This is a genomic window from Shinella sp. R2-11 (assembly GCF_055330205.1).
On the sequence record NZ_JBVAPC010000005.1, the window covers coordinates 242,872 to 268,493 of the forward strand.

The 25,622-nt window shown below is 65.6% G+C and carries 22 protein-coding genes; 14 read left to right on the forward strand and 8 right to left on the reverse strand.

Translation table 11 applies throughout. From position 1 onward, the window contains the following. Window positions 1-28 precede the first annotated feature (28 nt). From ACZ1A1_RS15345 to ACZ1A1_RS15360, 4 genes are all read left to right on the forward strand, one after another. Window positions 29-1,459: a murein hydrolase activator EnvC family protein gene (locus tag ACZ1A1_RS15345; protein ID WP_463620570.1), complete on the forward strand. Its 1,431-nt coding sequence runs from the start codon at window positions 29-31 to the stop codon at window positions 1,457-1,459. After that, a complete protein-coding gene (locus ACZ1A1_RS15350) occupies window positions 1,449-2,771 on the forward strand; it encodes a S41 family peptidase (RefSeq protein WP_463620571.1) in 1,323 nt (440 codons plus the stop codon). Before ACZ1A1_RS15345 ends, ACZ1A1_RS15350 begins: the two co-directional genes overlap by 11 nt. Window positions 2,772-2,841: 70 nt before the next feature. Then, window positions 2,842-4,035: a divergent polysaccharide deacetylase family protein gene (locus ACZ1A1_RS15355; RefSeq protein ID WP_463620572.1), complete on the forward strand. Its 1,194-nt coding sequence runs from the start codon at window positions 2,842-2,844 to the stop codon at window positions 4,033-4,035. Between the two features lie 9 nt (window positions 4,036-4,044). Beyond that, window positions 4,045-4,572, forward strand: a complete 528-nt coding sequence (locus ACZ1A1_RS15360) for an RNA pyrophosphohydrolase (protein WP_415213293.1) — start codon at window positions 4,045-4,047, stop codon at window positions 4,570-4,572. Between the two features lie 181 nt (window positions 4,573-4,753). Here ACZ1A1_RS15360 and bfr read toward each other — a convergent pair whose 3' ends face one another. Further along, window positions 4,754-5,239, reverse strand: a complete 486-nt coding sequence (bfr, locus tag ACZ1A1_RS15365) for a bacterioferritin (RefSeq protein WP_313195349.1) — start codon at window positions 5,237-5,239, stop codon at window positions 4,754-4,756. After that, the gene (locus ACZ1A1_RS15370; RefSeq protein ID WP_313195348.1) at window positions 5,205-5,516 is read right to left on the reverse strand and encodes a (2Fe-2S)-binding protein; all 312 of its coding nucleotides are present in this window, start codon (window positions 5,514-5,516) and stop codon (window positions 5,205-5,207) included. Before ACZ1A1_RS15370 ends, bfr begins: the two co-directional genes overlap by 35 nt. A gap of 377 nt (window positions 5,517-5,893) precedes the next feature. Here ACZ1A1_RS15370 and ACZ1A1_RS15375 point away from each other — a divergent pair, with 377 nt between their 5' ends. Then, window positions 5,894-6,328, forward strand: coding sequence for a metallopeptidase family protein (locus tag ACZ1A1_RS15375; protein ID WP_313195347.1), 435 nt, complete (start codon window positions 5,894-5,896; stop codon window positions 6,326-6,328). Between the two features lie 182 nt (window positions 6,329-6,510). On the opposite strand, the gene ACZ1A1_RS15380 is transcribed toward ACZ1A1_RS15375, so the two are convergent. Both ACZ1A1_RS15380 and ACZ1A1_RS15385 read right to left on the reverse strand, forming a co-directional pair. Continuing rightward, on the reverse strand, window positions 6,511-6,717 hold the full coding sequence (locus tag ACZ1A1_RS15380; RefSeq protein WP_463620573.1) for a DUF1737 domain-containing protein: 207 nt from the start codon (window positions 6,715-6,717) through the stop codon (window positions 6,511-6,513). Then, a complete protein-coding gene (locus tag ACZ1A1_RS15385; protein WP_463620574.1) occupies window positions 6,714-7,625 on the reverse strand; it encodes an HpcH/HpaI aldolase/citrate lyase family protein in 912 nt (303 codons plus the stop codon). The genes ACZ1A1_RS15380 and ACZ1A1_RS15385 overlap by 4 nt, the downstream gene beginning before the upstream one ends. Before the next feature lie 105 nt (window positions 7,626-7,730). Between ACZ1A1_RS15385 and ACZ1A1_RS15390 the strand changes: the two genes are divergently transcribed. From ACZ1A1_RS15390 to ACZ1A1_RS15410, 5 genes are all read left to right on the forward strand, one after another. After that, window positions 7,731-7,979: a hypothetical protein gene (locus ACZ1A1_RS15390; RefSeq protein WP_463620575.1), complete on the forward strand. Its 249-nt coding sequence runs from the start codon at window positions 7,731-7,733 to the stop codon at window positions 7,977-7,979. A 146-nt stretch (window positions 7,980-8,125) separates the two neighbouring features. Further along, complete coding sequence (gene leuD, locus ACZ1A1_RS15395; RefSeq protein ID WP_415213295.1) at window positions 8,126-8,731, forward strand: 3-isopropylmalate dehydratase small subunit; 606 nt, start codon at window positions 8,126-8,128, stop codon at window positions 8,729-8,731. A 4-nt stretch (window positions 8,732-8,735) separates the two neighbouring features. Beyond that, complete coding sequence (locus ACZ1A1_RS15400) at window positions 8,736-9,116, forward strand: RidA family protein (protein WP_119257921.1); 381 nt, start codon at window positions 8,736-8,738, stop codon at window positions 9,114-9,116. 95 nt (window positions 9,117-9,211) lie between these two features. Continuing rightward, on the forward strand, window positions 9,212-10,324 hold the full coding sequence (gene leuB / locus ACZ1A1_RS15405; protein WP_463620576.1) for a 3-isopropylmalate dehydrogenase: 1,113 nt from the start codon (window positions 9,212-9,214) through the stop codon (window positions 10,322-10,324). A gap of 83 nt (window positions 10,325-10,407) precedes the next feature. Further along, window positions 10,408-11,106, forward strand: coding sequence for a phosphatase PAP2 family protein (locus ACZ1A1_RS15410; protein WP_463620577.1), 699 nt, complete (start codon window positions 10,408-10,410; stop codon window positions 11,104-11,106). Between the two features lie 58 nt (window positions 11,107-11,164). Here the strand turns inward: ACZ1A1_RS15410 and ACZ1A1_RS15415 are convergent, their stop codons facing one another. Continuing rightward, window positions 11,165-13,054, reverse strand: coding sequence for an MFS transporter (locus ACZ1A1_RS15415; protein ID WP_463620578.1), 1,890 nt, complete (start codon window positions 13,052-13,054; stop codon window positions 11,165-11,167). A gap of 492 nt (window positions 13,055-13,546) precedes the next feature. On the opposite strand from ACZ1A1_RS15415, the gene ACZ1A1_RS15420 reads away from it, so the two are divergent. Beyond that, complete coding sequence (locus ACZ1A1_RS15420; RefSeq protein ID WP_463620579.1) at window positions 13,547-14,581, forward strand: aspartate-semialdehyde dehydrogenase; 1,035 nt, start codon at window positions 13,547-13,549, stop codon at window positions 14,579-14,581. 215 nt (window positions 14,582-14,796) lie between these two features. After that, on the forward strand, window positions 14,797-15,618 hold the full coding sequence (locus ACZ1A1_RS15425; RefSeq protein WP_313195339.1) for a lytic murein transglycosylase: 822 nt from the start codon (window positions 14,797-14,799) through the stop codon (window positions 15,616-15,618). A gap of 127 nt (window positions 15,619-15,745) precedes the next feature. On the opposite strand, the gene ACZ1A1_RS15430 is transcribed toward ACZ1A1_RS15425, so the two are convergent. Continuing rightward, entirely contained in the window at window positions 15,746-16,387 is a 642-nt protein-coding gene (locus tag ACZ1A1_RS15430) for a carbonic anhydrase (RefSeq protein WP_415213301.1), read from the reverse strand. Between the two features lie 93 nt (window positions 16,388-16,480). Then, a complete protein-coding gene (pdxY, locus tag ACZ1A1_RS15435; protein WP_463620580.1) occupies window positions 16,481-17,356 on the reverse strand; it encodes a pyridoxal kinase PdxY in 876 nt (291 codons plus the stop codon). Between the two features lie 276 nt (window positions 17,357-17,632). On the opposite strand from pdxY, the gene ACZ1A1_RS15440 reads away from it, so the two are divergent. Both ACZ1A1_RS15440 and ACZ1A1_RS15445 read left to right on the forward strand, forming a co-directional pair. Further along, entirely contained in the window at window positions 17,633-22,414 is a 4,782-nt protein-coding gene (locus tag ACZ1A1_RS15440) for an NAD-glutamate dehydrogenase (protein ID WP_463620581.1), read from the forward strand. 89 nt (window positions 22,415-22,503) lie between these two features. After that, a complete protein-coding gene (locus ACZ1A1_RS15445; RefSeq protein WP_463620582.1) occupies window positions 22,504-23,889 on the forward strand; it encodes an MFS transporter in 1,386 nt (461 codons plus the stop codon). Between the two features lie 59 nt (window positions 23,890-23,948). Here the strand turns inward: ACZ1A1_RS15445 and purH are convergent, their stop codons facing one another. Continuing rightward, window positions 23,949-25,559 carry a bifunctional phosphoribosylaminoimidazolecarboxamide formyltransferase/IMP cyclohydrolase gene (gene purH / locus ACZ1A1_RS15450; protein WP_463620583.1) on the reverse strand — a complete coding sequence of 537 codons (1,611 nt, stop codon included), beginning with the start codon at window positions 25,557-25,559 and terminating at the stop codon, window positions 23,949-23,951. Between the last annotated feature and the right edge of the window lie 63 nt (window positions 25,560-25,622).

A 25,622-nucleotide genomic window follows, 5' to 3' on the forward strand; every position in this document is an offset into this window, starting at 1 on the left:
GTTCGGCCAGCAAAACGTTCGGAACGCGATGAGGAAGACCGGCACAGCCAATCCGGGTGAGGGTGTCAGCCGCCTGCTGCGGCCGGCCATGCTCTCGGCTGCCCTGTCGCTGGCCCTCCTTCCCCATTCGCTCGCCGCCGAGCCCAACGAGGCATCCGTCGCGCTGGAAAAGACCGGCTCGCTGCCGAAGGTCGAAGCCGATCCCGCCGCGGCGCTCGCCCTTCGCCGCGACAGCACGCGCCGGGAGCTCGACACCCTTTCCCAGTCCATCACCGTTTCGTCGGAAAAGACCAGGCAGCTCGAGGCCGAGATCGCCAATCTCGACAAGTCGCGCCAGAGCCTGCGCGAGGCGATCGTCCAGTCGGCGGCCAAGCGCAAGGCCATGGAGGAGAAGATCCTCGACGGCGAGAAGCGGCTGGAGGGCATGCGCGACCGGGAGGCCGGCGTGCGCGCCTCGCTGCACGAGCGGCGCGGCCTGCTCGCCGAAGTGCTCGCCGCGCTCCAGCGCATGGGGCGAAACCCGCCGCCCGCCCTCCTCGTGACGCCGGAAGACGCGCTTTCCTCGGTGCGCAGCGCCATCCTGCTCGGCGCCGTCGTGCCCGGCATCCGCAAGGAAACGGATGCACTCATCGACGACCTCGCCGCGCTGATGGACATCAAGAGCAATATCGACCGGGAAAAGACCGAGCTGACCGACGCCATGCAGGTGCGCATCGAGGAGGAGAAGCGCTCGGAAATGCTGATCGCCGAGAACGAGGCGCTGACCGAGACCAATGCCCGCACGCTCGCCGCCGAACGGCGCCGCGCGGAGGAACTGGCCGCCCGCGCGACCAGCCTCGAAGGGCTGATCGGCAGCCTGGAGCAGGAGATCGGCTCGGTGCGCGATGCCGCCGCGCTCGCCCGAGCCAGGGAAGAGGAACGGCGCGGACAGAGCGAGGCGGAACGCGAGAAGGCGAGGGCGCTCGCCCGCGACAGCGTGCCCGACAAAAACCGCATTGCTCCGGCATACGAATTTTCGCAGTTGCAGGCAAAACTCGACTATCCCGTGGCGGGAGACGTGCTGCGCCAGTTCGGCGAGGCAGACGGCACCGGCCACGATTCGCAGGGGCTGACGCTGGCGGCCAATCCGGGCGCGCTGGTCACGGCCCCCTCGGACGGATGGATCGTCTTTGCCGGAACGTTTCGCAGTTACGGGCGCATGATCATCCTGAATGCCGGGGAAGGCTACCATCTCGTGCTTTCCGGCATGGACAGGGTGAGCGTGCGGGAGGGTCAGTTCGTCGTGGCGGGAGAACCGCTCGCCGTGATGGGTGAAAAAAGGGTCGCGAGTGTCAACGCTTTGACGCTGGAAACGGACAAGCCGACACTTTACATTGAATTCCGAAAGAACGGAAAACCGGTTGATTCCCGGCCGTGGTGGTCCGCCAAGAAATCTGGAAAGGCACGCAATGATTCGTAGGGCTTCACTTGTTATTGTCGGTGCACTCATGGGTGCTACGGCCATGAGCGTCATCAACACGATAACCCTGCCCGCGGAAGCAGCCGGTTCGTCGACCTATCGCGAACTGTCCATCTTCGGTGACGTGTTCGAACGCGTGCGCGCCCAGTATGTGACGCCGCCGAAGGAAGACCAGCTCATCGAGAACGCCATCAACGGCATGCTCTCCTCGCTCGATCCGCATTCCTCCTACATGAATGCCAAGGACGCCGAGGACATGCGCACCCAGACGCGCGGCGAGTTCGGCGGCCTCGGCATCGAGGTCACGATGGAAGACGAGCTCGTCAAGGTCATCACGCCGATCGACGACACGCCGGCCGCCCGCGCCGGCGTTCTTGCCGGCGACTTCATCTCGAAGATCGACGGCCAGGACGTCCGCGGCCTGAAGCTGGAAGACGCGGTCGAGAAGATGCGCGGCGCCGTCAACACGCCGATCAAGCTGACGCTGATCCGCAAGGGCGCCGACAAGCCGATCGAGCTGACCATCAAGCGCGACATCATCGCCGTGAAGGCCGTGAAGTTCCGCGTCGAGAACGATGTCGGCTACCTGCGCGTCATCTCCTTCACCGAGAAGACCTTCGACGACCTCGAAAACGCCATCGCCAAGATCAAGGAGCAGGTTCCGGCCGACAAGCTGAAGGGCTACGTGCTGGACCTTCGCCTCAATCCGGGCGGTCTGCTCGACCAGGCGATCAACGTTTCCGACGCCTTCCTCGAGCGCGGCGAAGTCGTCTCGACCCGCGGTCGCAACGAGGACGAGACCCGTCGCTTCAACGCCTCGCCGGGCGACCTTTCCGACGGCAAGCCGGTGATCGTGCTGATCAACGGCGGCTCGGCCTCGGCCTCGGAAATCGTCGCGGGCGCATTGCAGGACCTGCGCCGCGCCACCGTCGTCGGCACCCGTTCCTTCGGCAAGGGCTCGGTCCAGACCATCATTCCGATGGGCGATGCCGGCGCGCTGCGCCTGACGACGGCGCTCTACTACACGCCGTCCGGCAAATCGATCCAGGGCACCGGCATCACGCCGGACATCACGATCGACCAGCCGCTGCCGCCGGAACTGCAGGGCAAGGTCGAGAATGCCAGCGAATCGAGCTTGCGCGGCCATATCCAGGGCCAGAGCGAGACGGACCAGGGCTCCGGTTCCTCCGCCTACGTTCCGCCGGAAGCCAAGGACGACGTCCAGCTTCAATATGCGCTGGAACTGCTGCGCGGCGAGAAGACGGACCCGTCCTTCCCGGCCAATCCGGAAAAGGCCGAGCTGAAGAACTAAGACATCTGCGCAGGGCCCGCCGTCGGCGGGCCCTGTTTCCCCCGCACCTTTCGGCCAGCGCGGACTGACCTTGGGCACAGATATTCACGCACCTCTCGGCCAGGACCGCAAGGCAAGGCCCGGACCGGCGGGACCCTCCCGGTTCTCCGCCGGCACCCTCGTGTCCGCGCTCGTGGCCGCCGGCCTTCTCGGCTTTTCCGGCTGGACGGCGCTGGCGCCGAGCGGCCTTGCCACCACGCCCTTCACGCCCCCTTCCGAAGATACCCGGGCAGCAGCCGACAGGGCCGACCAGAAAACCGCCGAGGCGAAGGGTGGCGTGCGGCGCGCAAACGGTCTTTCCGGCGCCCGCGTCGAGGAAACGACGACCGACGACAGCAATGTCGTGCGCACCTATTCTCCCGGCACGCGCGACGGCAACGGACCGCTCCTCATCGAGGCGAACCGCATCGGCCAGGATTCGCGCACAGCGGCCTTCCCCAACGAAGACCTGCTGGAAGAGACCTCGGACGGCAAGATCCCCGTCATCGGCCTCGACGGCACCCGGCCGATGGACCAATATGCCCGGCCCTGGTCCGGCACGCGCGGCACGCGCATCGCCATCGTGGTCGGCGGCCTCGGCCTCAGCCAGACGGGCACGCAGCGCGCCATCCGCGAGCTGCCGGCGGAAGTGACGCTCGCCTTTGCCGCCAGCGGCAACAGCCTGTCGCGCTGGATGCAGGAAGCCCGCCGCGGCGGCCATGAAATCCTCCTCCAGATGCCGCTGGAGCCCTTCGACTATCCGCAGAACGATCCCGGCCCCTATACGCTGCGCACGGATTTCAGCGAGACGCAGAACCTTGCCGAACTGCACCGCGCCATGGCGAAGATCACCAATTATACCGGCCTCGTGAACTTCATGGGCGGGCGCTTCCTCGCCGATGCAGATGCGCTGGAGCCGGTGATCCGCGATGTGGCCAGCCGCGGCCTGCTCTTCCTCGACGACGGCAGCTCCGCCCAGTCGCTTTCCGGCACGATCGCCGGGGCGGTGGAGGCCCCGCATGCCTTCGCCGACCTCCAGCTCGACGCCGACCTTTCCCGCGAGGCGGTGCTGAAGAAGCTCGACGAGCTGGAGCGCATCGCCCGCCGCAACGGCACGGCGATCGGCATCGCCTCGGCCTTCGACGAAAGTGTGGACGCCATCGGCAAATGGTGCGAGGAAGCGGAGACCCGCGGCATCGAGATCGTCGGCGTCGCGTCGCTCGCAGCCGTTCCCGCCAGAAAATAGGACATCTTGATGGGCAAGGATAAGGACAAGGTGGTTCGGGCCGAGGACCTGCCGTATCGCCCCTGCGTCGGCATCATGGTGCTGAACGCCGAAAACAGGGTCTGGGCCGGCCGGCGCCTGGCCGTCGGCAATTCCGAATATGACGGCTCGCCGCAGCTCTGGCAGATGCCGCAGGGCGGCATCGACAAGGGCGAGGACCCGCTGGAGGCCGCCTACCGGGAACTCTACGAGGAGACCGGCATGAAGAGCGTGTCGCTCCTCGCCGACGCCGGGCGCTGGATCAACTACGACCTGCCCACCCACCTGATCGGCATCGGCCTCAAGGGCAGGTATCGCGGCCAGACGCAGCGCTGGTTCGCCTTCCGCTTCGAAGGCGCCGAAAGCGAGATCGCCATCAACCCGCCGCCCGGCGGCCATGAAGCCGAGTTCGACGCCTGGGAATGGAAGGCGATGCGCGACCTGCCGGAGCTGATCGTGCCCTTCAAGCGCAAGGTCTACGAGGAGGTCGTCGCGACCTTCGCGCATCTCGCGCCCTGATCGGGTTTGGAGGCAAGCCCACGCTCCGACACCGACAGTACAGCCCTCAAACCCTCGATGGGGTCATCCTCGTCATGGATGGTCGGGGCGAGCCCGACGATGACGGAGGCGAGGTAAACATACCCCGACAAACAAAAACCCCGGCAAGGCCGGGGTTTTCCATATCTGCGGAATTGAAAGCCTATTCGGCTTCGTTGGCCGGCGCCGCGTTGAGCTGGCCGTATTTTTCCTCGCCGAGCTTGCCGAGCAGTTCGAGCTGCGTCTCGAGGAAGTCGATATGGCCTTCCTCGTCGATCAGCAGCTCTTCGAACAGCTTCATGCTGACATAGTCGCCGGCCGCGTGACAGATGTCGCGCGACTTCTTGTAGGCCGTGCGGGCGTCGTATTCGCCCGCGAGGTCGGCTTCCAGGACTTCCTTGACGTTCTGGCCGATGCGCAGCGGTGCGACGGTCTGCAGGTTCGGGTGGCCTTCGAGGAAGATGATGCGGGCGACGAGCTTGTCGGCGTGCTGCATCTCTTCGATGGACTCGGCACGCTCCTTCTTGGCGAGAAGCGTGTAACCCCAGTCCTCGAGAAGGCGGTAGTGGAGCCAGTACTGGTTGACAGCACCCAGCTCGAGATAGAGCGCTTCGTTAAGCTGCTCGATGACCTTTTTGTCGCCTTTCAAGATCCGCTCTCCTGTTTTCTTCATGGAATTGTTTGAGGCGGGTCATGAAATCAAATATCTCGGCGTCCGTCGAGTCGCCGCGGGCGTGGTACTGCTCCGTCGTGCGGATGATGATGTCGACGACATTGGGAAAACAGCCGCAGCAACGGCCGCGCTTTTGCATCGCGTGATAGACTTTCGCAGGCACGATGAGCTGCCAACAGTCCTCGTCGAGAAGGCTGTTGATCACGTCGACGATCTCTTTTTCGGTGATGAAGTTGCAGCTGCAAACCAGCATTTCGTCTTGCCTGCCATACGCAAAGTACTGAGTTTCCGGGATTAAGCAAAAGAGGACCTTTGTTGTCAAGAATGAACGGGTCAGCCTTGCTGCCGCATCATTTTAGAGTCGTTCTAAACTTGAATAAAAAGATCGCCTTTTCAGTGAGTTACAATCTTCCTCCAGACGGAATCCTCGCGCTGGGGTGCGTCAAACTGACCGATCACGTTTTGTTGCAAAACGCCGGTCGAGGGCGTTTTTTTCGCCGTCGGGGCACCATGGCCTCTTCGCCGGCGGCTCCGAATCGTGGTGGCGCTGCCGCGCCGCATGCCGGCACTCCCAAATTCACCTCTCGAAAAGCGCTGAAAATCGTCTATATGACGGGCAAAGGAGTGCCCATGGCCCGCATCGACCAGACCGAGGATTGGCAGAACCGCCACGCCCCGACCATCAGCACCTTCGAATCCCTGGCGCTGGAGGCTTACGGCCACCTGCCGGAGGAGTTCCGCGCGCTGACGGGCAACCTCATCATCGAGATCGCCGAATTCCCGAGCGACGACGTCTTCGAGGACATGGCGCTGGAAACGCCCTTCGACCTGCTCGGCCTCTTCGAGGGCCGCGGCATCAGCGAGCGCTTCACGGTCGAGACCGGCGAGATGCCGAACCGCATCACCCTCTACCGCCGCCCGATCCTCGACTACTGGGCGGAGAACGAGGAGACCCTCGGCGACATCATCACCCATGTCCTCATCCACGAGATCGGCCACCATTTCGGCCTGTCGGACGACGACATGGAACGCATCGAGGCGAGCGCGGAGATCGCGGCGGGGTAGGGCGGCCGGATTGATCGAACCGCCCACCTTTGCTCCGTCATCCTCGGGCCCGACCCGAGGATCCACCTGCCATGACCGTGATGGTGATGGATGGTCGGGTCCAGGTCCGACCATGACGACGGGGAGGTGAGCGGGCTCGATAACGCTGCTAGCCGATACGGCCGGCAGCCGCTGCGATACCCTTACTGCTCCGAAAGCTTGATATCCGGCGTATACTCCTTGCCGGGCACATCCTTCACAACCGCCTGGCCGCACTGCATGATCTTCGTCTCGGCATTGTAGGCGTAGCTCGGCGAGCCGTGCAGCTCCCAGCCCTTGTTCAGCGCCAGCGTGACCTTGTGGCAGAAGGAGGCGTCGTCGGGGCCGGTCAGGAAGCGATAGACTTTCATGCGTTCTTCTTTCTCTCGTTGATGAGGTCGGCCTTGGCGAGCAGGCGCTCGGCCTGTTCGGCATGGAGCTTTTCCACCATGCGGCCGGCGATGCTGACGACGGCCTTGCCCGCATTGTCGGGCGCGCCGAAGGCGGCGACGATGGCAAGCGCCTCGGCGGCCTCCGCCTCCGTCACGCCATAGGCCGCATTGGCCCCGTCGATCTGCGCGGGATGGATCAGCATCTTGCCGTCGAAGCCCATCTGCCGGCCCTGCCGGCATTCCGCCGCGAACCCGTCCTCGTCGGCAAAATCGTTGAAGACGCTGTCGACGACATCGAGGCCCGAGGCGCGCGCCGCGACGACCGCCTGCAGCAGCAGCGGCACGAGAAAGGGGCGGCCCGGAATATCGGCGATGCCGGTTTCCTTGCGCAGGTCGTTGAGCCCGACGACGAAGCAGTCGAGCCGTCCGCCATGGGTGCGCCCTGTCTCGGCGATGGCCGCAAGGTTGAGGAGCGAGGCCGCCGTCTCGATCATCGCCCAGAGGCGCGGACCGTCATCGGCGCCCGCCTCTGAAAGCCAGTCGGCGACGGTGAGCACGTCCTGCGGCTCGCTGACCTTGGGCAGAAGCACCGCATCGGGCATGCAGTCGAGCACCGCCTCGAGATCGAGCGCGCCGTCCGGGCCGTCGAGCGGATTGATGCGGATGACATGCTCCCGGCCGCCCGATCGGTCGAGCGTCGAAAAATGCGCGACCAGCGCCGCGCGCGCCTCGGCCTTCTTCTCCGGCAGCACGGAATCCTCGAGGTCGAAGATGATCGCGTCGCAATCGAGCGAGGCGGACTTGGCGAGCGCCCGCGGATTGACGGCGGGAACGCTCAGCACCGAGCGGCGCAGGCGAAGCGGATGATGGTGCGGTGTCCTGTTCATCCGTCCTTTTTGCCGCGCTTTGTCGCAGCCCGCAAGCGCCTGCAGGTTCGGCCTTGCAATGGACAAAATCACCCCCCACATTGCTGTCATAGAAAGGGCAAATCAATGCAGCGCATCCGCTCCATCGTCTTCACCGTCTTCGCCATGCTGGTCGCCGGCGCGACCTTCCTGTTCGCCGCCTCCATCGGCCTTGCCATCGCCGGCATCGTCACCGTGCTGATGCTCGGCTCCATGCTCGCGAACAAGCTCCAGCCGGCCCCCGTCCGCGCCACCGCGCGCAACGACCGCAGGACACCCGGCCAGCGCGAACCGCGCATCTGGAACGACGGCCGGGGCACGATCATCGACCTCTGAGGAAGCCTTCCTCCGGCAGGATACCGGGCGTCACGCACGCCCGGCCTTTGCGTTTGCGGCCGGCGATCAAGATTCTCCTTCAAATTCCGGGGAAACTGATCTAAACGCTTGGCCAACCGACATCACCGCATTTCGAGGGTTTCCGCATGGACAAGTTCGTCAAGCTGACCGGCGTCGCCGCGCCGCTCCCCGTCGTCAATATCGACACGGACATGATCATTCCGAAGGATTACCTGAAGACGATCAAGCGCACCGGCCTCGGCAAGGGTCTCTTCGCCGAAGCGCGCTACAACGAGGACGGCAGCGTCAACGAAAGCTTCGTGCTGAACAAGCCCGCCTATCAGAACGCGACGATCCTGGTCGCCGGCGACAATTTCGGCTGCGGCTCCTCGCGCGAGCATGCCCCCTGGGCGCTGCTCGACTTCGGCATCCGCTGCGTGATCTCCACGAGCTTCGCCGACATCTTCTACAACAACTGTTTCAAGAACGGCATTCTGCCGATCGTCGTCAGCCAGGAAGACCTGGACAAGCTGATGGACGACGCCAGCCGCGGCTCCAACGCCATCCTGACGGTCGACCTGGAAGCCCAGGAAATCACCGGCCCCGACGGCGGCCGCATCGGCTTCGAGATCGACGCCTTCCGCCGCCATTGCCTCCTGAACGGCCTCGACGACATCGGCCTGACGCTGGAGAAGGCGACCTCGATCGACAGCTTCGAGAAGCAGACCGCGGCCTCGCGCCCCTGGGCGTGATCCGGTGCGCCGGCTGATCTCGTCCGGCTCCCCCTTCGAAACGACGGCGGGCTATTCGCGCGCCGTCGTGGAGGGCAACTGGTGCTTCGTTTCCGGCACGACCGGCTACGACTATGCCACCATGACCATGCCCGAAAGCGTCGAGGACCAGACGCGCAACTGCCTTTCCACCATCGGCAGGGTCCTCGAAGACGCCGGCTTCTCCTTCGCCGATGTGGTACGCTGCCACTACTACGTGACCGAAGCGGCCTTCGCAGACCGCGTCTTCCCGATCCTCGGCGAGACGTTCGGCGCCATTCGCCCCGCCGCCACCATGATCGTCTGCGACCTGATCCGCCCGGAAATGCGGATCGAGATCGAGGTCACGGCGCTCCGCCGAGGCTGAGTCGTCCGCGCAAAAATCTTTCCTTTCGGCGATTTTCCTTGAACGGAAGTTGCGCTAAGAAGCGCCAACCCTTCCGTGACATCAAGGAAAATCCCATGACAGCGCGTACCCTCCTCCTTCTGCCCGGCGACGGCATCGGCCCGGAAGCCATGGCGGAAGTCCGCAAGATCATCGCCTACATGAACGCCGAACGCGGCGCGGGTTTCGAGACCGACGAAGGCCTCGTCGGCGGCTCGGCCTATGACGCCCATGGCGCGGCGATCTCGGAAGGCGACATGGAGAAGGCGCTTGCGGCCGACGCCGTGCTCTTCGGCGCCGTCGGCGGCCCGAAATGGGATGCCGTGCCATACGAGGTGCGCCCGGAAGCCGGCCTCCTGCGCCTGCGCAAGGACCTCAAGCTCTTCGCGAACCTGCGCCCGGCCATCTGCTACCCGGCGCTCGCCAATGCCTCCTCGCTGAAGCCGGAGCTCGTCGAGGGCCTCGACATCCTCATCGTGCGCGAGCTGACGGGCGGCGTCTATTTCGGCGAGCCGAAGGAGATCATCGATCTCGGCAACGGCCAGAAGCGCGGCATCGACACGCAGGTCTACGACACCTACGAGATCGAGCGCATCGCCGGCATCGCCTTCGAGCTGGCCCGCACGCGCAATAACCGCGTCTGCTCCATGGAAAAGCGCAACGTCATGAAGTCCGGCGTGCTCTGGAACCAGGTCGTGACGGAAACGCACAAGCGTAGCTATTCTGACGTCCAGCTCGAGCACATGCTCGCCGATGCAGGCGGCATGCAGCTCGTGCGTGCCCCCAAGCAGTTCGACGTCATCGTCACGGACAACCTCTTTGGCGACATGCTCTCCGACGTCGCGGCCATGCTGACCGGCTCGCTCGGCATGCTGCCCTCCGCCTCGCTCGGCGCACCGGACACCAAGACCGGCAAGCGCAAGGCCCTTTACGAGCCCGTGCACGGCTCGGCGCCCGATATCGCCGGCAAGGGCATCGCCAACCCGATCGCCATGATCGCCTCCTTCGCCATGTGCCTGCGCTATTCGTTCAACATGGTCGCGGACGCCGACAACCTGGAAAAGGCCATCGCCGAAGTCCTCGACAGCGGCATCCGCACCGGCGACATCATGGCCGAAGGCTGCCGCAAGGTCGGCACCGCCGAAATGGGCGACGCCATCCTCGCCGCCTTCAGGAAGCTCTCGGCCTGAGCCTTCGCGGATCGTTGAAAAGGCTCCCTTGAATTGCCGGCGGCGGCCAACACATGGAAGCAACGCCGTATCAAGGGATGACCATGAACCGATCGCTTGCGACTTCCTCCCTCTGGATCCTCGCCGCCACCGCCGTCCTCGTCGCGGCCCTCGTTCCCTTCGATCCGCTGCTGTCGGAGCGCGCCCGGGGGCTGCCGGGCGGCGTGGTCGCCTTCAACGAGCGCATCACCGATTTCGGCACCTTCCGCTGGATGATCTACGGCTCCGGTTTCCTCGTCATCCTCGCCTATGTCGTCGGCCGGGCAAGCGCCGACGAGAGCACGGCGGGGCGGGCGAGGACCGGCGGGCGGCTGTCGCTCTACTTCTTCCTGACAATCGGCGCGACGAGCGCGCTCGTCCATCTCGTCAAGCTGATCGTAGGGCGGGCGCGGCCGGAGCTTTTCGCCGAATACGGCGCCTACAGCCTCACGCCCTTTGCCTATGACGATCTCTATTCCAGCTTTCCCTCCGGCCACTCGGCGGCCGTCGGCGCCTTCTTCGGCGCCTTCTCCATGCTGGTTCCGCGGCTGCGCCCGCTCTTCCTCCTCGGCGCGCTGGCGATCGGCGTCTCGCGCGTCGTGGTCGGCGCGCATTATCCGAGCGACGTGGCCGCCGGCCTGTTGCTCGGCCTCTGGACGGCCATCGCCACGGCCTATCTCTTCGCCCGCCGAAACTGGCTCTTCCGTTTCGACGCGCGCGGCTGGCCCCTGCCGAAATCCGCGACACCGCCGAAAAGCCAATGAAAAGCCGGCCCGTGTCGCCACGGGCCGGCTCGCCATGAACGGATCGGAAGGGGGGTGATCAATCCATGGCGTGGATGTCGCGGTCCTTCGTTTCCGGCAGGAAGAGAAGGCCGATGACCAGCGTGATGCCCGCGAAGATGATCGGGTACCAGAGGCCGTAGTAGATATCGCCCTTGGCCGCGCTCATCGCGAAGGCCATTGCCGGCAGCAGGCCGCCGAACCAGCCATTACCGATATGGTAGGGCAGCGACATGCCGGTATAGCGGATGCGGGTCGGGAAGAGCTCGACCAGCAGGGCGGCGATCGGGCCGTAGACCATCGTGACGTAGATCACGAGGACGGTCAGCACGGCGATGGTCATGACCCAGTTCACCTGCGCCGGATCGGCGACCATGGTGAAGGCGCCGCCCTTGTCGATCGTATAGACCGGCATGTCGGCGGCCCCGGCGGCTTCTTCCGCCGTCAGCAGCTTGCCGGCAACGAGATCGGCCGAAGACATGGTGGCTTTCTCGCCGCCGCGAACGGCAGCCGCATCGAGGCCGAGTTCCGGGTTAGCCGCGATGAAGGCGTCCAGCTTGGAGTCCGGAACCTTCGCCGCGCCGCGAAGGAGCGGATAGCCGGCATCGTGAAGCGCGATGTTAATGCCCTTGCGGAAGGCCGCCTCATGCGCCTTGGCGTCCTCGCCGGAAGCGACGGCGTCGTAGCTGGTGATCGTCTCTTCGCCGATCTTGACCGTGGCGGCCGTCCCGGCCGGCGCCGTGGTGACGACGTCATAGGGAACGGAGTTCTGGGTCAGGAACGAGGTGGCGATATCGCACGAGGTGGTGAACTTCGCCGTGCCGGTCGGGTTGAACTGGAACTTGCAGTCGCCCGGGGCGGCGGTGACCGTGGCGCGGATCGTCGCCTGGGCTTCCGCCAGTGCCGGGTTGCCGGCCCAGGTCATGGCCTTGAACAGCGGGAAGTAGGTCAGCATGGCGAGCAGCAGGCCGGCCATGATGATCGGCTTGCGGCCGATCTTGTCCGACAGCCAGCCGAAGAAGACGAAGAAGCCGGAGCCGATGAGCAGCGCGACCGCCACCATGATGTTGGCGGACTGGCCGTCGACCTTGAGCACGCCCGTCAGGAAGAACAGCGCGTAGAACTGGCCGGAATACCAGACGACGGCCTGACCGACGACGGCGCCGAACAGCGCCAGCAGCGCGATCTTGGCGTTGCGCCACTGGCCGAAGGCTTCCGTCAGCGGCGCCTTGGAGCCCTTGCCCTCTTCCTTCATCTTCGCGAAGGCGGGCGATTCGTTCATCTTCATGCGGATCCAGACGGAAACGCCGAGCAGGACGACCGAGACAAGGAACGGAATGCGCCAGCCCCAGGCCGCGAAGGCGTCCTTGCCGACGATGAACTGCACCGCCAGGATGACGATCAGCGACAGGAACAGGCCGAGCGTCGCCGTGGTCTGGATCCAGGAGGTGAAGTAGCCGCGCCGGCCGGCCGGCGCATGCTCGGCGACATAGGTCGCGGCACCGCCATATTCGCCGCCGAGCGCCAGGCCCTGCAGCATGCGCAGCGCGATCAGGATGATCGGCGCGGCGATGCCGATCGAGGCGGCGCCGGGCAAGAGGCCCACGACGAAGGTCGAGAAGCCCATGATCAGGATGGTGACGAGGAAGGTATATTTGCGACCGACGAGGTCGCCGAGGCGGCCGAAGACCAGCGCGCCGAACGGGCGCACGAGGAAGCCGGCGGCGAAGGCGAGCAAAGCGAAGATGTTGCGCGTCGTCTCCGGATACTGGCTGAAGAAGGTGGCGCCGATATAGATCGCCAGCGAACCGTAAAGATAGAAATCGTACCACTCGAAGACGGTACCGAGCGACGAGGCGAAGATCACCTTCTTCTGCTCGCTCGTCATGGGCGCCGCCTTGGCGTTGCCCACGGTCGAAACATTGGCCATTTGCTTGTCCTCCACAAAAACGGCGTATGGGGGCAGCCCGTATGCGGTCCGGTGTTTCTCCCTCAAACCCCGGACAGGGTGCGCCTGATGGAAGGATGGCAGAAAACCAATTGTCATATCAGCGCTGCTTTGGGCTTATGACTTTCGGCGTAAGACTAAAGTGGAGACGGCGGTCGGGCGGCGAAATGCGCCGGCCCGCAAGCAACGCTTGACTCTTCGCCAGATGAGCGTATTCAGCACGCACGCAAAGGAACCGCCATGTACCGCTATGGGATCGCCATCGCCCGCATGATCGCTCCGGCCTTCAACGCCGGGCGGGTTCGCCATTGCGTATCGATTTCCAAGACAACGGCCAAAACGACGACGAAAACCGTCTGACGTCTCTGGCCCACCGCTCTCTCCCCGGTATGGCCGGGGACCGAAACCCGCGTCATGGCTGGCGGGTTTCCCCTCCTGACCCCGCGGAGAGACAGAGAAAGAGAGCTGAAGAACATGGGTTTCAAGATCGCAATCGCCGGCGCGACCGGCAATGTCGGCCGTGAGATGCTGAACATCCTGTCCGAGCGCGGTTTCCCGGCCGATGAGGTCGTCGCGCTCGCCTCCGCCCGCTCGCAGGGCACCGAAGTCTCCTTCGGCGACAGGACGCTGAAGGTGCAGAACCTCGAGAACTACGATTTCTCCGACACGGACATCTGCCTGATGTCGGCCGGCGGCACCGTCTCGCAGAAGTATTCGCCGAAGATCGGCGCCCAGGGCTGCGTCGTCATCGACAATTCCTCGGCCTGGCGCTACGACGCCGACGTGCCGCTGATCGTTCCGGAAGTGAACCCGGACGCCATCGCCCAGTTCACCCGCAAGAACATCATCGCCAACCCGAATTGCTCGACCGCCCAGCTCGTCGTCGCGCTGAAGCCGCTGCATGACCGCGCCACGATCAAGCGCGTCGTCGTCTCGACCTACCAGTCCGTCTCGGGCGCCGGCAAGGACGGCATGGACGAGCTCTTCAACCAGACGCGCGCTGTCTTCGTCGCCGACCCGATCGAATCGAAGAAGTTCACCAAGCGCATCGCCTTCAACGTCATCCCGCATATCGATAGCTTCATGGAAGACGGCTACACGAAGGAAGAGTGGAAGGTTCTCGCCGAGACCAAGAAGATGCTCGATCCGAAGATCAAGGTGACCTGCACGGCGGTGCGCGTCCCCGTCTTCATCGGCCATTCCGAATCGGTCAACATCGAGTTCGAGAAGGAAATCACGGCGGACGAGGCCCGCGAGATCCTGCGCGAGGCGCCGGGTTGCCAGGTCATCGACAAGCACGAGAACGGCGGCTACATCACTCCTTACGAATCGGCCGGTGAAGACGCCACCTACATCTCGCGCATCCGCGAGGACGCCACGGTCGAGAACGGCCTCAACATGTGGGTCGTCTCCGACAACCTGCGCAAGGGTGCCGCCCTCAACGCCGTCCAGATCGCCGAGCTCCTCGTGGACCGCGGCCTGATCAAGGCGAAGAAGCAGGCTGCCTGATAGTAGAAGATCGACGGAACGGTGCCTTTCCGCATTTTCGTGAAAAGTGGCAACGTTCCGTTAAGCAAGTTTAAATAAAAGTCCCGGTTGTTCCGTTTGAGAACAATCGGGACTTTGCTTTGGGCCGGAACGGCCCGAAGCAGGGTGCGGTGACAGGAACCGGGGAGCATGCCATGCTCCCGCAGCGGATTTGACGAGAGATCACGGGGTTTTTCATGGGCATGACAAGGAGCGTGGCCAAGGTGCTGGCCGCAATGATCGCCACGGCGGCAGTGCCGGCGGCGGCCGAAGCCGCCCAGTGCGGCAGGGATGCAGGCGGTTTTCCGGCCTGGGTCGAGGCATTCAAGGGCGAGGCGGCCAGCCGCGGCATCAGCCGCTCGACGCTGGACAGGGCCTTTGCTAATGTCGACTACGCCCGCGCCACGATCCGCGCCGACCGCGGCCAGAAGAGCTTCAAGCTTTCGCTCGAGCAGTTCATGCAGAAGCGCGGCGGCCAGGCGATCATCCGCCGCGGCAAGGGCCTGAAGAAGCAGAATGCCGCGCTCTTCCAGCGCATCGAGGCGCGCTACGGCGTGCCGGCCGGCCCGCTGCTGGCGATCTGGGGCATGGAGACAGGCTTCGGCGGCTTCCTCGGCAAGGAACACACGCTCTCGGCCGTGGCGACGCTCGCCTATGACTGCCGCCGCCCGGAATATTTCACCAACCAGCTCTATGCCGCCCTGCAGCTCGTGCAGAACGGCACGCTGAGCACGACGGCGCGCGGCGCGGCGCATGGCGAAATCGGCCAGACGCAGTTCCTGCCAGTGAACGTGCTGAAATACGGCGTCGACGGCGACGGCAACGGCCGCATCGACCTCGTCGGCTCCAAGGCCGACGCGCTTGCCTCGACGGCGAACTTCCTGCGCGGCCACGGCTGGAGCGCCGGTGCGGGCTACCAGCCGGGCGAGCCGAACTTCGGCGCCCTGCAGGGCTGGAACGCCGCCAGCGTCTACCAGCGCGCGATCGCCATCATCGGCGCGGAAATCGACGGCAACTGATCTTGCGGCCCGGCCTTCGGGCCGGCGCGGATGGAAATCCGGAAAAGAGCCTGGCGCGGGACCCCGCGCCGGGCTTTTCTAATGCAGTTCCGGACGCAAAACCGCTGCACGCTTTTACTGGAATTGCCTATGCGCTCGGGCGTTTGAAGTCGCCCGTCGCGGCGTCCATGATCCAGAGTTCGCCGGTCGAGATGTCGAACCAGGCGCCGTGGAGCTGGATGCGCCCCTTTTCCTCCAGGATGCGCACGCAGGGGAAGGTGCGGAGATTGGCGAGCGAATTGCGGATCGAGACGCGCTCCAGCGCGCGCTGGCGTTCGCCCTGCGTCAGGCTCTCCGCGCCCTGGATCTGCTCGGCGACGGGCTTGAGCATGCCCATCCACTTGCCGATGAAGTCGCCCGGCGAAAGCGGCTCGGCGTCCGGGTCGAGCGCGGCGGAGATGCCGCCGCAGCGGCCATGGCCCATCACCAGGATGTCGCTGACCTTCAGCGACTGCACGGCGAATTCGAGCGCGGCGGAGGTCGCGTGGAACTGGCCGTCCGGCTCGTAGGGCGGCACGAGATTGGCGACGTTGCGCACCACGAAGAGCTCGCCCGGCCCGCTGTCGAAGATCGTCTCCGGCGCGGCGCGGGAGTCGCAACAGGCGATGACGAGCGTCTTGGGCTTCTGGCCCGTTTCGGCGAGCGCCCTGTAGCGCGCGGACTGCTCGGAATAGCGGCCCGACATGAAATTGCGGTAGCCGTTCAGAAGACGATCGGGAAAGCGGTTCATGGTGTCGGAATACTCCCGTGCCGGCGATCTACCGGATGAGACCGCATCCGGATGTGCATAAACCACTCTGAAAGGAGCCGCGCAAGAACCGATTTACGGACGGCGCATCTGGGCGGGATGCATCAGGCGGCGCATGTGCACCATGGCCATGGGCGTCGCGATGCTGGAGGCGTCCTGCTCCAGCGTCAGCTCGTCCGCCCCGCGCTTGGCGGTGCGCGCGACGATCTCGAAGACGCTGGCCGTCGCCGTCGCCAGCGCCCGCTCTTCCGGCAGGCCCTCCATCAGGCGCGAGAGGAAGATCGCCGAGAGGAGGTCGCCCGTTCCGTTCGGCGGGTTCGGCACGAGCCTGTGCTCGGCGAGGAGCGCGTTGCGGCCGGAAAGATAGAGATTGCCCGTACTGCCGGCCATCAGTGGCAGCGCGGAAGTGACGAGCATGCGCGGCGGGCCGAGCGAAAGCGCCGCATCGATGATCGCCCTGTTCGTTTCGAGCGGCGCGCCGGTAAGCCAGGCAAGCTCGAACCGGTTCGGCGTCGCCACCGAGGCAAGCGGGATCAGGCTGTCGCGGATCGCCACGGCCGTTTCTTCCGGGACATAGAGCCCGCGGTCGTCGCCGCAGACCGGGTCGCACATATAGATGAGGTCGGGATTGTCCGCGCGAAGGCTCTCGACGAGCCGCGCGACGGACCGGGCCTGCGCCGCACTGCCGAGATAGCCGGAAAGCACCGCCTTGACCTCGCCGCGCCAGGGCGCGCGGATCAGGTCGGAGATGATCGCGTCGAAGTCCTCCGCGGAGATCGAGACGCGCGTAGCGCGGCCATGGCCGGGATGCCAGGGCAGGATGACCGTCGGCAGGGCCCAGACCGGATGGCCGAGCGTTTCGAGCGCGAAGACCGCCGCGCGGTTGCCGACCGTGCCGCGCACCACATGGCTCGAAATCACGATGACCGTGCCCTTTTCGCTCTCGTCCATAGCCGGCTCCCTTTCCGTTCGCCGAGTGATGGCAAGGGGGTCCCCGCCTGTCAACGCCGGCGCCGAAAAACCCGTCGGGCCGAATGGCCGTATTGAACGGCTTCAGCCGATTATGAGCTGCTTTTCGACGAAAAAGACCCGTTTTCACGTCGAAACGACAGCATAACTGACCTGTTCTGGACAAAATCGATTGAATTTTCTCGCAAAACGACAAATTTCATCGCAGGTATTTTTTCTTCTGCTAACGTCCCGGCATCGGATTCGAGGGAGAATTCCATGGGTGCCAGGACCAACGTGAAACGAGAAAAACACATCGAGGCCGCAAAGGCCGCAGCCGCCGCCCTCGGCGCAAAGACACTCCAGCCGGACATTCTTTTCGGACGCGCCAGCAAGGACGATCTGGAGCGCTACACCGGCGAGATGCTGGCCGTTGCCGCCGCCCATGCCATGGCCGAGATCGAGGCCTTCGACGGCACCACGCCGCGCGTCACCGTGACGACGCTGCCGGGCGTGACGCCGGCCGGCGAGCCCGTCTCGGTCCTCTCCGTCACCGACCATAACCAGCCGTTCCTCTACGATTCGGTCATGGGCGAGGTGACGAGCACATATCGCGACATCCACCTTGCCGTCCACCCGATCCTGGTTGTCGCGCCGGGCGAGGCGCCGAAGCTCTTCTCGCCGGACGAGGAGAGCGATCCCAGGCAGCGGGTCAGCCATATCGAGATCCACCTGCCGGAACTTTCGCCGGGCGAGGCGGCCTTGCTCGCTGAGCGCGTGAAGACGGTGCTCGCGCAGGTGCACCTTGCCGTCGAGGACTGGCCGGCGATGCTGCAAAAGCTCGACAGCGCCATGGCGGACATGGAACGCTACGCCAAGGCCAAGCCCGGCAAGGACGAGGCGCTCGCCTTCCTCGACTGGCTGCGCGGCAACAATTTCACCTTCCTCGGTATGCGGGAATACACCTATTCCGGCAAGGGCGAGACGGCGACCGTCGAGCGCGGCGGCGAGGGCCTGGGTATCCTTTCCGATCCCGACGTGCGCGTGCTGCGCCTCGGAAAGGACGCCGTGACGACGACGCCGGAAATCCTCGAATTCCTCGAAGGCCCGGATTTCCTCATCGTCACCAAGGCCAATGTGAAGTCGCTCGTCCACCGCCGCGCCTATATGGACTATGTCGGCCTCAAGCGCTTCGACGAGAAGGGCAAGGTCATCGGGGAGCTGCGCATCGTCGGCCTCTTCACCTCCACCGCCTATACGCACGCCGCCGGCCAGATCCCGCTGCTGCGCTCCAAGGTGGAGACGGTCATCGAGCATTTCGGCTACGATCCGAAGAGCCATTCCGGCAAGATGCTGATCAACACGCTGGAATCCTATCCGCGCGACGATCTCTTCCAGATCGATCCCGGCCTGCTCGCCACCTTCTGCGAGCAGATCAACGAGCTTTCCGACCGGCCGCGCATCCGCGTCCTGCCGCGCATCGACCGTTTCGACCGCTTCGTATCGGTCATCGTCTATGTGCCGCGCGAGCAATACGATTCGGATGTCCGCGAGAAGATCGGCAACTACCTGAAATCGGCCTATGATGGCCGCGTCTCCGCCTATTACCCGGCCTTCCCGGAAGGCGGCCTCGCGCGCGTCCACTTCATCATCGGCCGCTCCGGCGGCAAGACGCCGCGCATTCCGCAGGGCAAGCTCGAACAGGCCGTGCGCGAGATCGCCACGCGCTGGACCGACCGCTTCGAGGCGCTGTCCGGCGCCGACGGCCTGCGCCTCGTCACCGACCGCAGCTACCAGGAGGACTTCACCCCGGCCGAGGCCCATGCCGACCTTGCCCTGATCACCACGGCAACACCGGAAAACCCGATCCGCATCGCCTTCTACCGCAAGGCCTGGAACACGGATCTCGCCTCCGTCGAGCTGAAGATCTTCCATGCCGGCGAGCCGGTTTCGCTCTCCAGGCGCGTGCCGCTGCTCGAAAACCTCGGCTTCAGCGTGGTCAGTGAGCAGACGCACGACCTGACCGTCGCCGGCCTCGACGGCGACGAGCGCCGCGTCATCCTGCACGACATGGAGCTGCGGCAGCGCGATGGGCAGGAGGTGAACCTTGCCAGATTGAGCCCGATGCTGGAGGAAGCCTTCCTCGCGGCCTGGCACGGCGAGGTGGACGACGACGCGCTGAACCGCCTGATCCTCACCGCCGGCCTTTCCGCCCGCGAGATCATGGCGCTGCGCACCTATTCGCGCTACCTGCGCCAGACCGGCATCGCCTATTCGCAGGGCTATATCGCCGATACGCTCAACAAGTATCCCGCCATTGCCGCCAACCTCTTCCGCCTGTTCGAGACCCGCCTTGATCCGAAGCTCTCGGACCGCCAGCGCGAGAAGAAGTCGGCGGAGGTCGCCACCGCGATCGAGGAAGCGCTCGCTGCCGTCCCGAGCCTCGACGAGGACCGGATGCTGCGGCGCTACGTCAACGCCATAGAGGCGACGCTGCGCACGAACTATTTCCAGAAGGATGCGGACGGCAGGCCGCGCAAGACACTGGCGATCAAGCTCGACCCGAAGGCCCTCGACGGCCTGCCGGAGCCGCGCCCGTTCCGCGAGATCTTCGTCTACGGCGCGGAGGTGGAGGGCGTGCACCTGCGCTTCGGCAAGGTCGCCCGCGGCGGCCTTCGCTGGTCCGACCGCGCGCAGGACTACCGCACGGAAGTGCTCGGCCTCGTCAAGGCGCAGCAGGTGAAGAACGCGGTCATCGTGCCTGTCGGTGCCAAGGGCGGCTTCTATCCCAAGCAGCTCCCCGCCGGCGGCAGCCGCGACGCGATCTTCAAGGCCGGTACCGAGGCCTACAAGACCTATATCCGCACGCTGCTCTCCGTCACCGACAATATCGTCGGCCAGGACGTCGTGCCGCCGGCCGATACGGTCCGCATCGACGGGGACGATCCCTATTTCGTCGTCGCCGCCGACAAGGGTACGGCGACCTTCTCCGACACGGCGAACGGGCTTGCCCAGGAAGCCGGCTTCTGGCTGGACGATGCCTTCGCCTCGGGCGGCTCGGCCGGCTACGACCACAAGAAGATGGGCATCACCGCCCGCGGCGCCTGGGAAACCGTCAAGCGCCACTTCCGCGAGATGAACATCGATATCCAGAAGACACCCTTCACCGTCGCCGGCGTCGGCGACATGTCGGGCGACGTCTTCGGCAACGGCATGCTGCTGTCGCGCAAGATCCGCCTCGTCGCGGCCTTCGACCACCGCGACATCTTCATCGATCCTTCGCCGGATACCGACACGTCCTTCGCCGAGCGCCGCCGCATGTTCAACCTGCCGCGCTCGAGCTGGCAGGACTATGACCGCTCGGTGCTCTCCAAGGGCGCCATGATCATCCCGCGCACGGAGAAATCCGTGACGCTGACGCCGGAAGCCCAGGCCGTGATCGGCCTCGACAAGGCCAAGGCGACGCCCTTCGAGATCATGACGGCGATCCTGAAGGCCCCCGTCGATCTCCTCTGGTTCGGCGGTATCGGCACCTATATCCGCGGCCAGAACGAGACGGACGCGGAAGTGGGCGACCGCGCCAACGACCCGATCCGCATCGTCGGCGAGGACGTGCGCGCCAAGGTGATCGGCGAGGGCGCGAACCTCGGCGTCACCCAGCGCGGCCGCATCGCCTTCGGCCTCAAGGGCGGCCGCAGCAATTCCGACGCCATTGACAACTCGGCCGGCGTGAACTCGTCGGACGTCGAGGTCAACATCAAGATCGCGCTCGCCTCGGCCATGCGCGACGAGCGGCTGACGCGCACCAAGCGCAACGTGCTGCTCGCCTCGATGACGGACGAGGTGGCCCATCTCGTGCTGCGCAACAACTACCTGCAGTCGCTGGCGATCTCGCTGACGGAACGGCAGGGCCTTGCCAACCGCGCGCCGCTGACGCGCCTGATGGATCGCCTGGAGGCCGCCGGCCAGCTCAACCGCAAGGTCGAGACGCTGCCCGACGACCGCACCGTCGCCGAGCGCTACCAGGCCGGCAAGCCGCTGACGCGGCCAGAGATCGGCGTGCTGCTCTCCTATGCCAAGCTGGTGCTGTTCGACGAGCTGATCCACACCAGCCTGCCGGACGAGCCCTATTTCGAGCCGACGCTGACGGGCTACTTCCCGGCCAAGATGCAGAAGGCCTATGCGGACGATATCCGCTCGCATCGCCTGCGCCGCGAGATCATCGCGACGATCCTCGCCAACGAGGTGATCAACCGCGGCGGCCCGGCCTTCATCAACGGCCTCACCGACGGCACCGGCTTCGGCCCTTCCGATGCGGTGAAGGCCGCGGTCATCGCCCGCGACGGCTACGGCCTTGCCGCGCTTTATGCCGGCGTCGACGCGCTGGACAATGTGGTTTCCGGCTCCGTCCAGAACGACCTCTACGATGAGATCGGCCGCATCTACGCCTCCGTCACGGGCCTGCTGCTGACCACCGGCGCCGTCTCCGGCCCGCTGGACCAGGCGGTGCACAAGCTGAAGCAGGCGCTGAAGCAGCTTCGGCCGAACCTTGCGACGCTCGTCTCGGAAGCGGCGGCCGACGAGGTTCGCCGCAAGGCCCATGCCTATGAAGACGAGGGCGTGCCGGAGGACCTGGCGGAAGAGATCGCCACGCTCTCCATGCTGACCTTCGTGCCGGAGGTCATGCTGATCGCGGGCGCCACCGGCGATTCCCTCGGCAAGACGGCGCAGACCTTCGCCGGCATCAGCTCCGCGCTGAATATCGGCCGCCTGCTTTCCGCGGCCGGCCGCATTCCGACCGGCGATCTCTACGAGGCCCTCGCCCTCCAGCGCAGCCTCACCGACATCGCCAATGCCCGCCGCGACCTCTCGACCGCCGTGCTCGCCCGCCACAAGGGCGACAAGGCGCCGCTTGCCGCCTGGCAGAACGCCGAGAAGGAGCGTCTTTCCCGTGTGACGGCGAACCTCTCGGCGCTGACGGAAACGGGCGAGGCCACGCTCGCCAAGGTCAGCGTCGCCGCAGGCATCCTGAGCGACCTTGCACAGGAAAGGGCGAAATGAGACAGTCCCCTGCCGGCTGACGGGACCAATGCTCCGTTAGCCGGCTTGAGGACGGGCGCGGTCGTCGCCCCCGCAACCGAGGAGGGGCGATGACGATCGCAACGGAAAGCCGGGAGCCGCGCGCAGGCCGCCTCGGCATTGCGGGCTGGATGCTGTTCGACTGGGCGGCCCAGCCGTTTTTCACGGTCATCACCACCTTCATCTTCGGCCCCTATCTCGTCTCGCGCCTGACCGCGGACCCCGTCGCAGGGCAGGCTGCCTGGAGCTACACGCTCACCCTCGCCGGCATCGCCATCGCGCTGCTCGCGCCCGTCATGGGCTCCATCGCCGATGCCTCTGGCGCGCGAAAGCCCTGGATCGCCGCCTTCGCGGTGGTGAAGATCCTGTCGCTTTGCGCCCTCTGGCTGGCCGTGCCGGGCAGCAGCCTCGCCTTTGCCATGGCGATGATCGTGCTCGCCACCGTCGCGGCGGAATTCTCCATCGTCTTCAACGATTCCATGATGCCGCGGCTCGTGCGCCCGGAAGACACCGGCCGCATCTCCAACATCGCCTGGGGCCTCGGCTATCTCGGCGGCATGATCGTGCTGATCGCCGTCGTGGCGCTGCTCGCCGCCAATCCCGAGACCGGGAAAACCGCCATCGGCATCGCGCCGCTCTTCGGCCTCGACCCGGCGGCAGGCGAGGATGCGCGCATCACCGGCCCGATCTCGGCGCTGTGGTACTTCGTCTTCATCCTGCCGATGTTCTTCTTCACCCCGGACCAGAGCCGCGGCCTGCCGATCGCCGCTGCCGTCCGCACCGGCTTTGCCGATCTCTCCACCGCGCTGCGTGATCTCAGGAAGAAGCCCGGCATCCTGCGTTTCCTTGTCGCCCGCATGATCTACCAGGATGGCGTCAATGGCCTGCTCGCGCTCGGCGGCACCTTCGCCGCCGGCATGTTCGCCTGGCAGACCTTCGAGCTCGGCATCTACGGCATCATCCTCAATGTCGTGGCGATCGGCGGCTGCCTCTATGCCAGCCGCCTCGACAGGCGCCTTGGCTCCAAGGCCGTCGTCGTGATGAGCCTCCTCTGCCTCACCGTCGCGACCGTCGGCATCGTCTCCACCGGCCCCGGCTTCACGCTCTTCGGCCTCATCCCGCTGCCGACGGCCGACAGCGGCGGCCTGTTCGGCACCGTGGCGGAAAAGGCCTATATCCTCTACGGCCTGCTCGTCGGCCTGGCCTTCGGCCCGGTACAGGCGTCCGCCCGCTCCTATCTCGCCCAAAGTGTCCATCCGGACGAGGCCGGCCGCTATTTCGGCCTCTATGCCCTTTCCGGCCGCGCGACATCCTTCCTCGCGCCGCTCTCGGTGGGAATCCTCACCACCGCCACGGGCTCGGCGCGCCTCGGCATGATGGCGCTCATCGTCTTCCTCGTCGCCGGCTTCCTGCTCCTCCTGCGCACACCCTATCCGGCCGCGAAGGTCGAGGTCTGAAACGCAAGACGCCCCGCAAACGGGGCGTCGATCTGCTTGGACCCTTTTGGGAATCCGGCTCAATGCCGGAAATGCCGCATGCCGGTGAAGACCATCGCGACGCCCGCTTCATCAGCAGCCGCGATGACCTCCGCATCGCGCATCGAGCCGCCCGGCTGGATCACCGCCGTCGCCCCGGCGGCGATGGCCGAGAGCAGGCCGTCGGCGAAGGGCAGGAACGCCTCGGAGGCGACCGCCGAACCGCGCGTCAGCGGCTCGGCAAGACCCATGGCCTTCGCGGCTTCCTCGGCCTTGAGGCCGGCAATGCGGGCGGAATCGACGCGGCTCATCTGGCCGGCACCGATGCCCGCCGTCTGGCCGTCCTTGGCATAGACCACGGCATTCGACTTCACATGCTTGGCGACCTTGAAGGCGAACTTCATGTCTTCCAGCTCCTGCGCGGTCGGCGCGCGCCTGGTGACGACCTTCAGCTCCAGGTCCTCGACCATGCCGTTGTCGCGGCTCTGGACGAGGAGGCCACCGGAAACGGTCTTGGCGGAAAGGCCCGGAACGCGCGGATCGGGCAGGGCGCCCGTCACCAGGAGGCGCAGGTTCGGCTTGCCGGCGATGATGGCGCGCGCCTTCTCATCCGCGTCGGGCGCGATGATGACCTCGGTGAAGAGCTTGACGATCTCCTCCGCCGTCTCGCCGTCGAGCGTCGAATTGAGCGCGATGATGCCGCCGAAGGCCGAGACCGGGTCGCAGGCGAGCGCCCGCGCATAGGCCTCCTTCAGCGTCCTGCCGGTGGCGACGCCGCAGGGATTGGCATGCTTGATGATCGCGCAGGCCGGGCCGTTCTCCGGCAGGAACTCGGCGACCAGCTCGAAGGCCGCGTCCGTGTCGTTGATATTGTTGTAGGAAAGCTGCTTGCCCTGCAGCAGCGTCGCCGTCGCGACGCCGGGGCGGTTCTCGCCGGTGACATAGAAGCCCGCCTGCTGGTGCGGGTTCTCGCCGTAGCGCATCTCTTCCTTGAGGACACCGCCGAGGACGCGGTGGCGCGGCATGGATATATCGAGCGCCTCGGCGAACCAGTTGGAGATCGCCGCGTCATAGGCGGCCGTGCGGGCATAGGCCTTGGCGGCCATGTGCTGGCGGAAGGCGTAGGTGGTCGAACCGCCGGCAAGCTCTTCCAGAAGGGCGGGGTAATCGGCCGGGTCCGTGACGATGGTCACATAGGCATGGTTCTTGGCCGAGGCGCGGATCATCGCCGGGCCACCGATATCGATGTTCTCGACCGTGGTCGGATAGTCGCCGCCCTTGGCGCGCACGTCCTCGAACGGATAGAGATTGATGACGGCAAGGTCGATCGCGCCGATGCCATGCGCCTTCATCGCCTCGACATGCTCCGCATCGTCGCGGATGGCGAGCAGGCCGCCATGCACCGAAGGATGCAGCGTCTTGACGCGGCCGTCCATGATTTCCGGAAAGCCGGTGACCTCCGAGACGTCCGTCACCGCAAGGCCCGCGTCGGACAGCGCCTTGTGCGTGCCGCCGGTCGAAAGCAGCCGCACGCCCTTTCCGGCAAGCGCCCGGGCGAGCTCCACGATGCCGGTCTTGTCGGACACGGACAAGAGCGCCGTGCGGACGGCGACGCGATCGGGGGCGGGGATTTTCTTGGAAATGACGGCCATGGGACGCTCCGTTCTGACGGCCCGGGAGGAGGGCCGGATGGTCATGCGCCCCGTTAACACAGG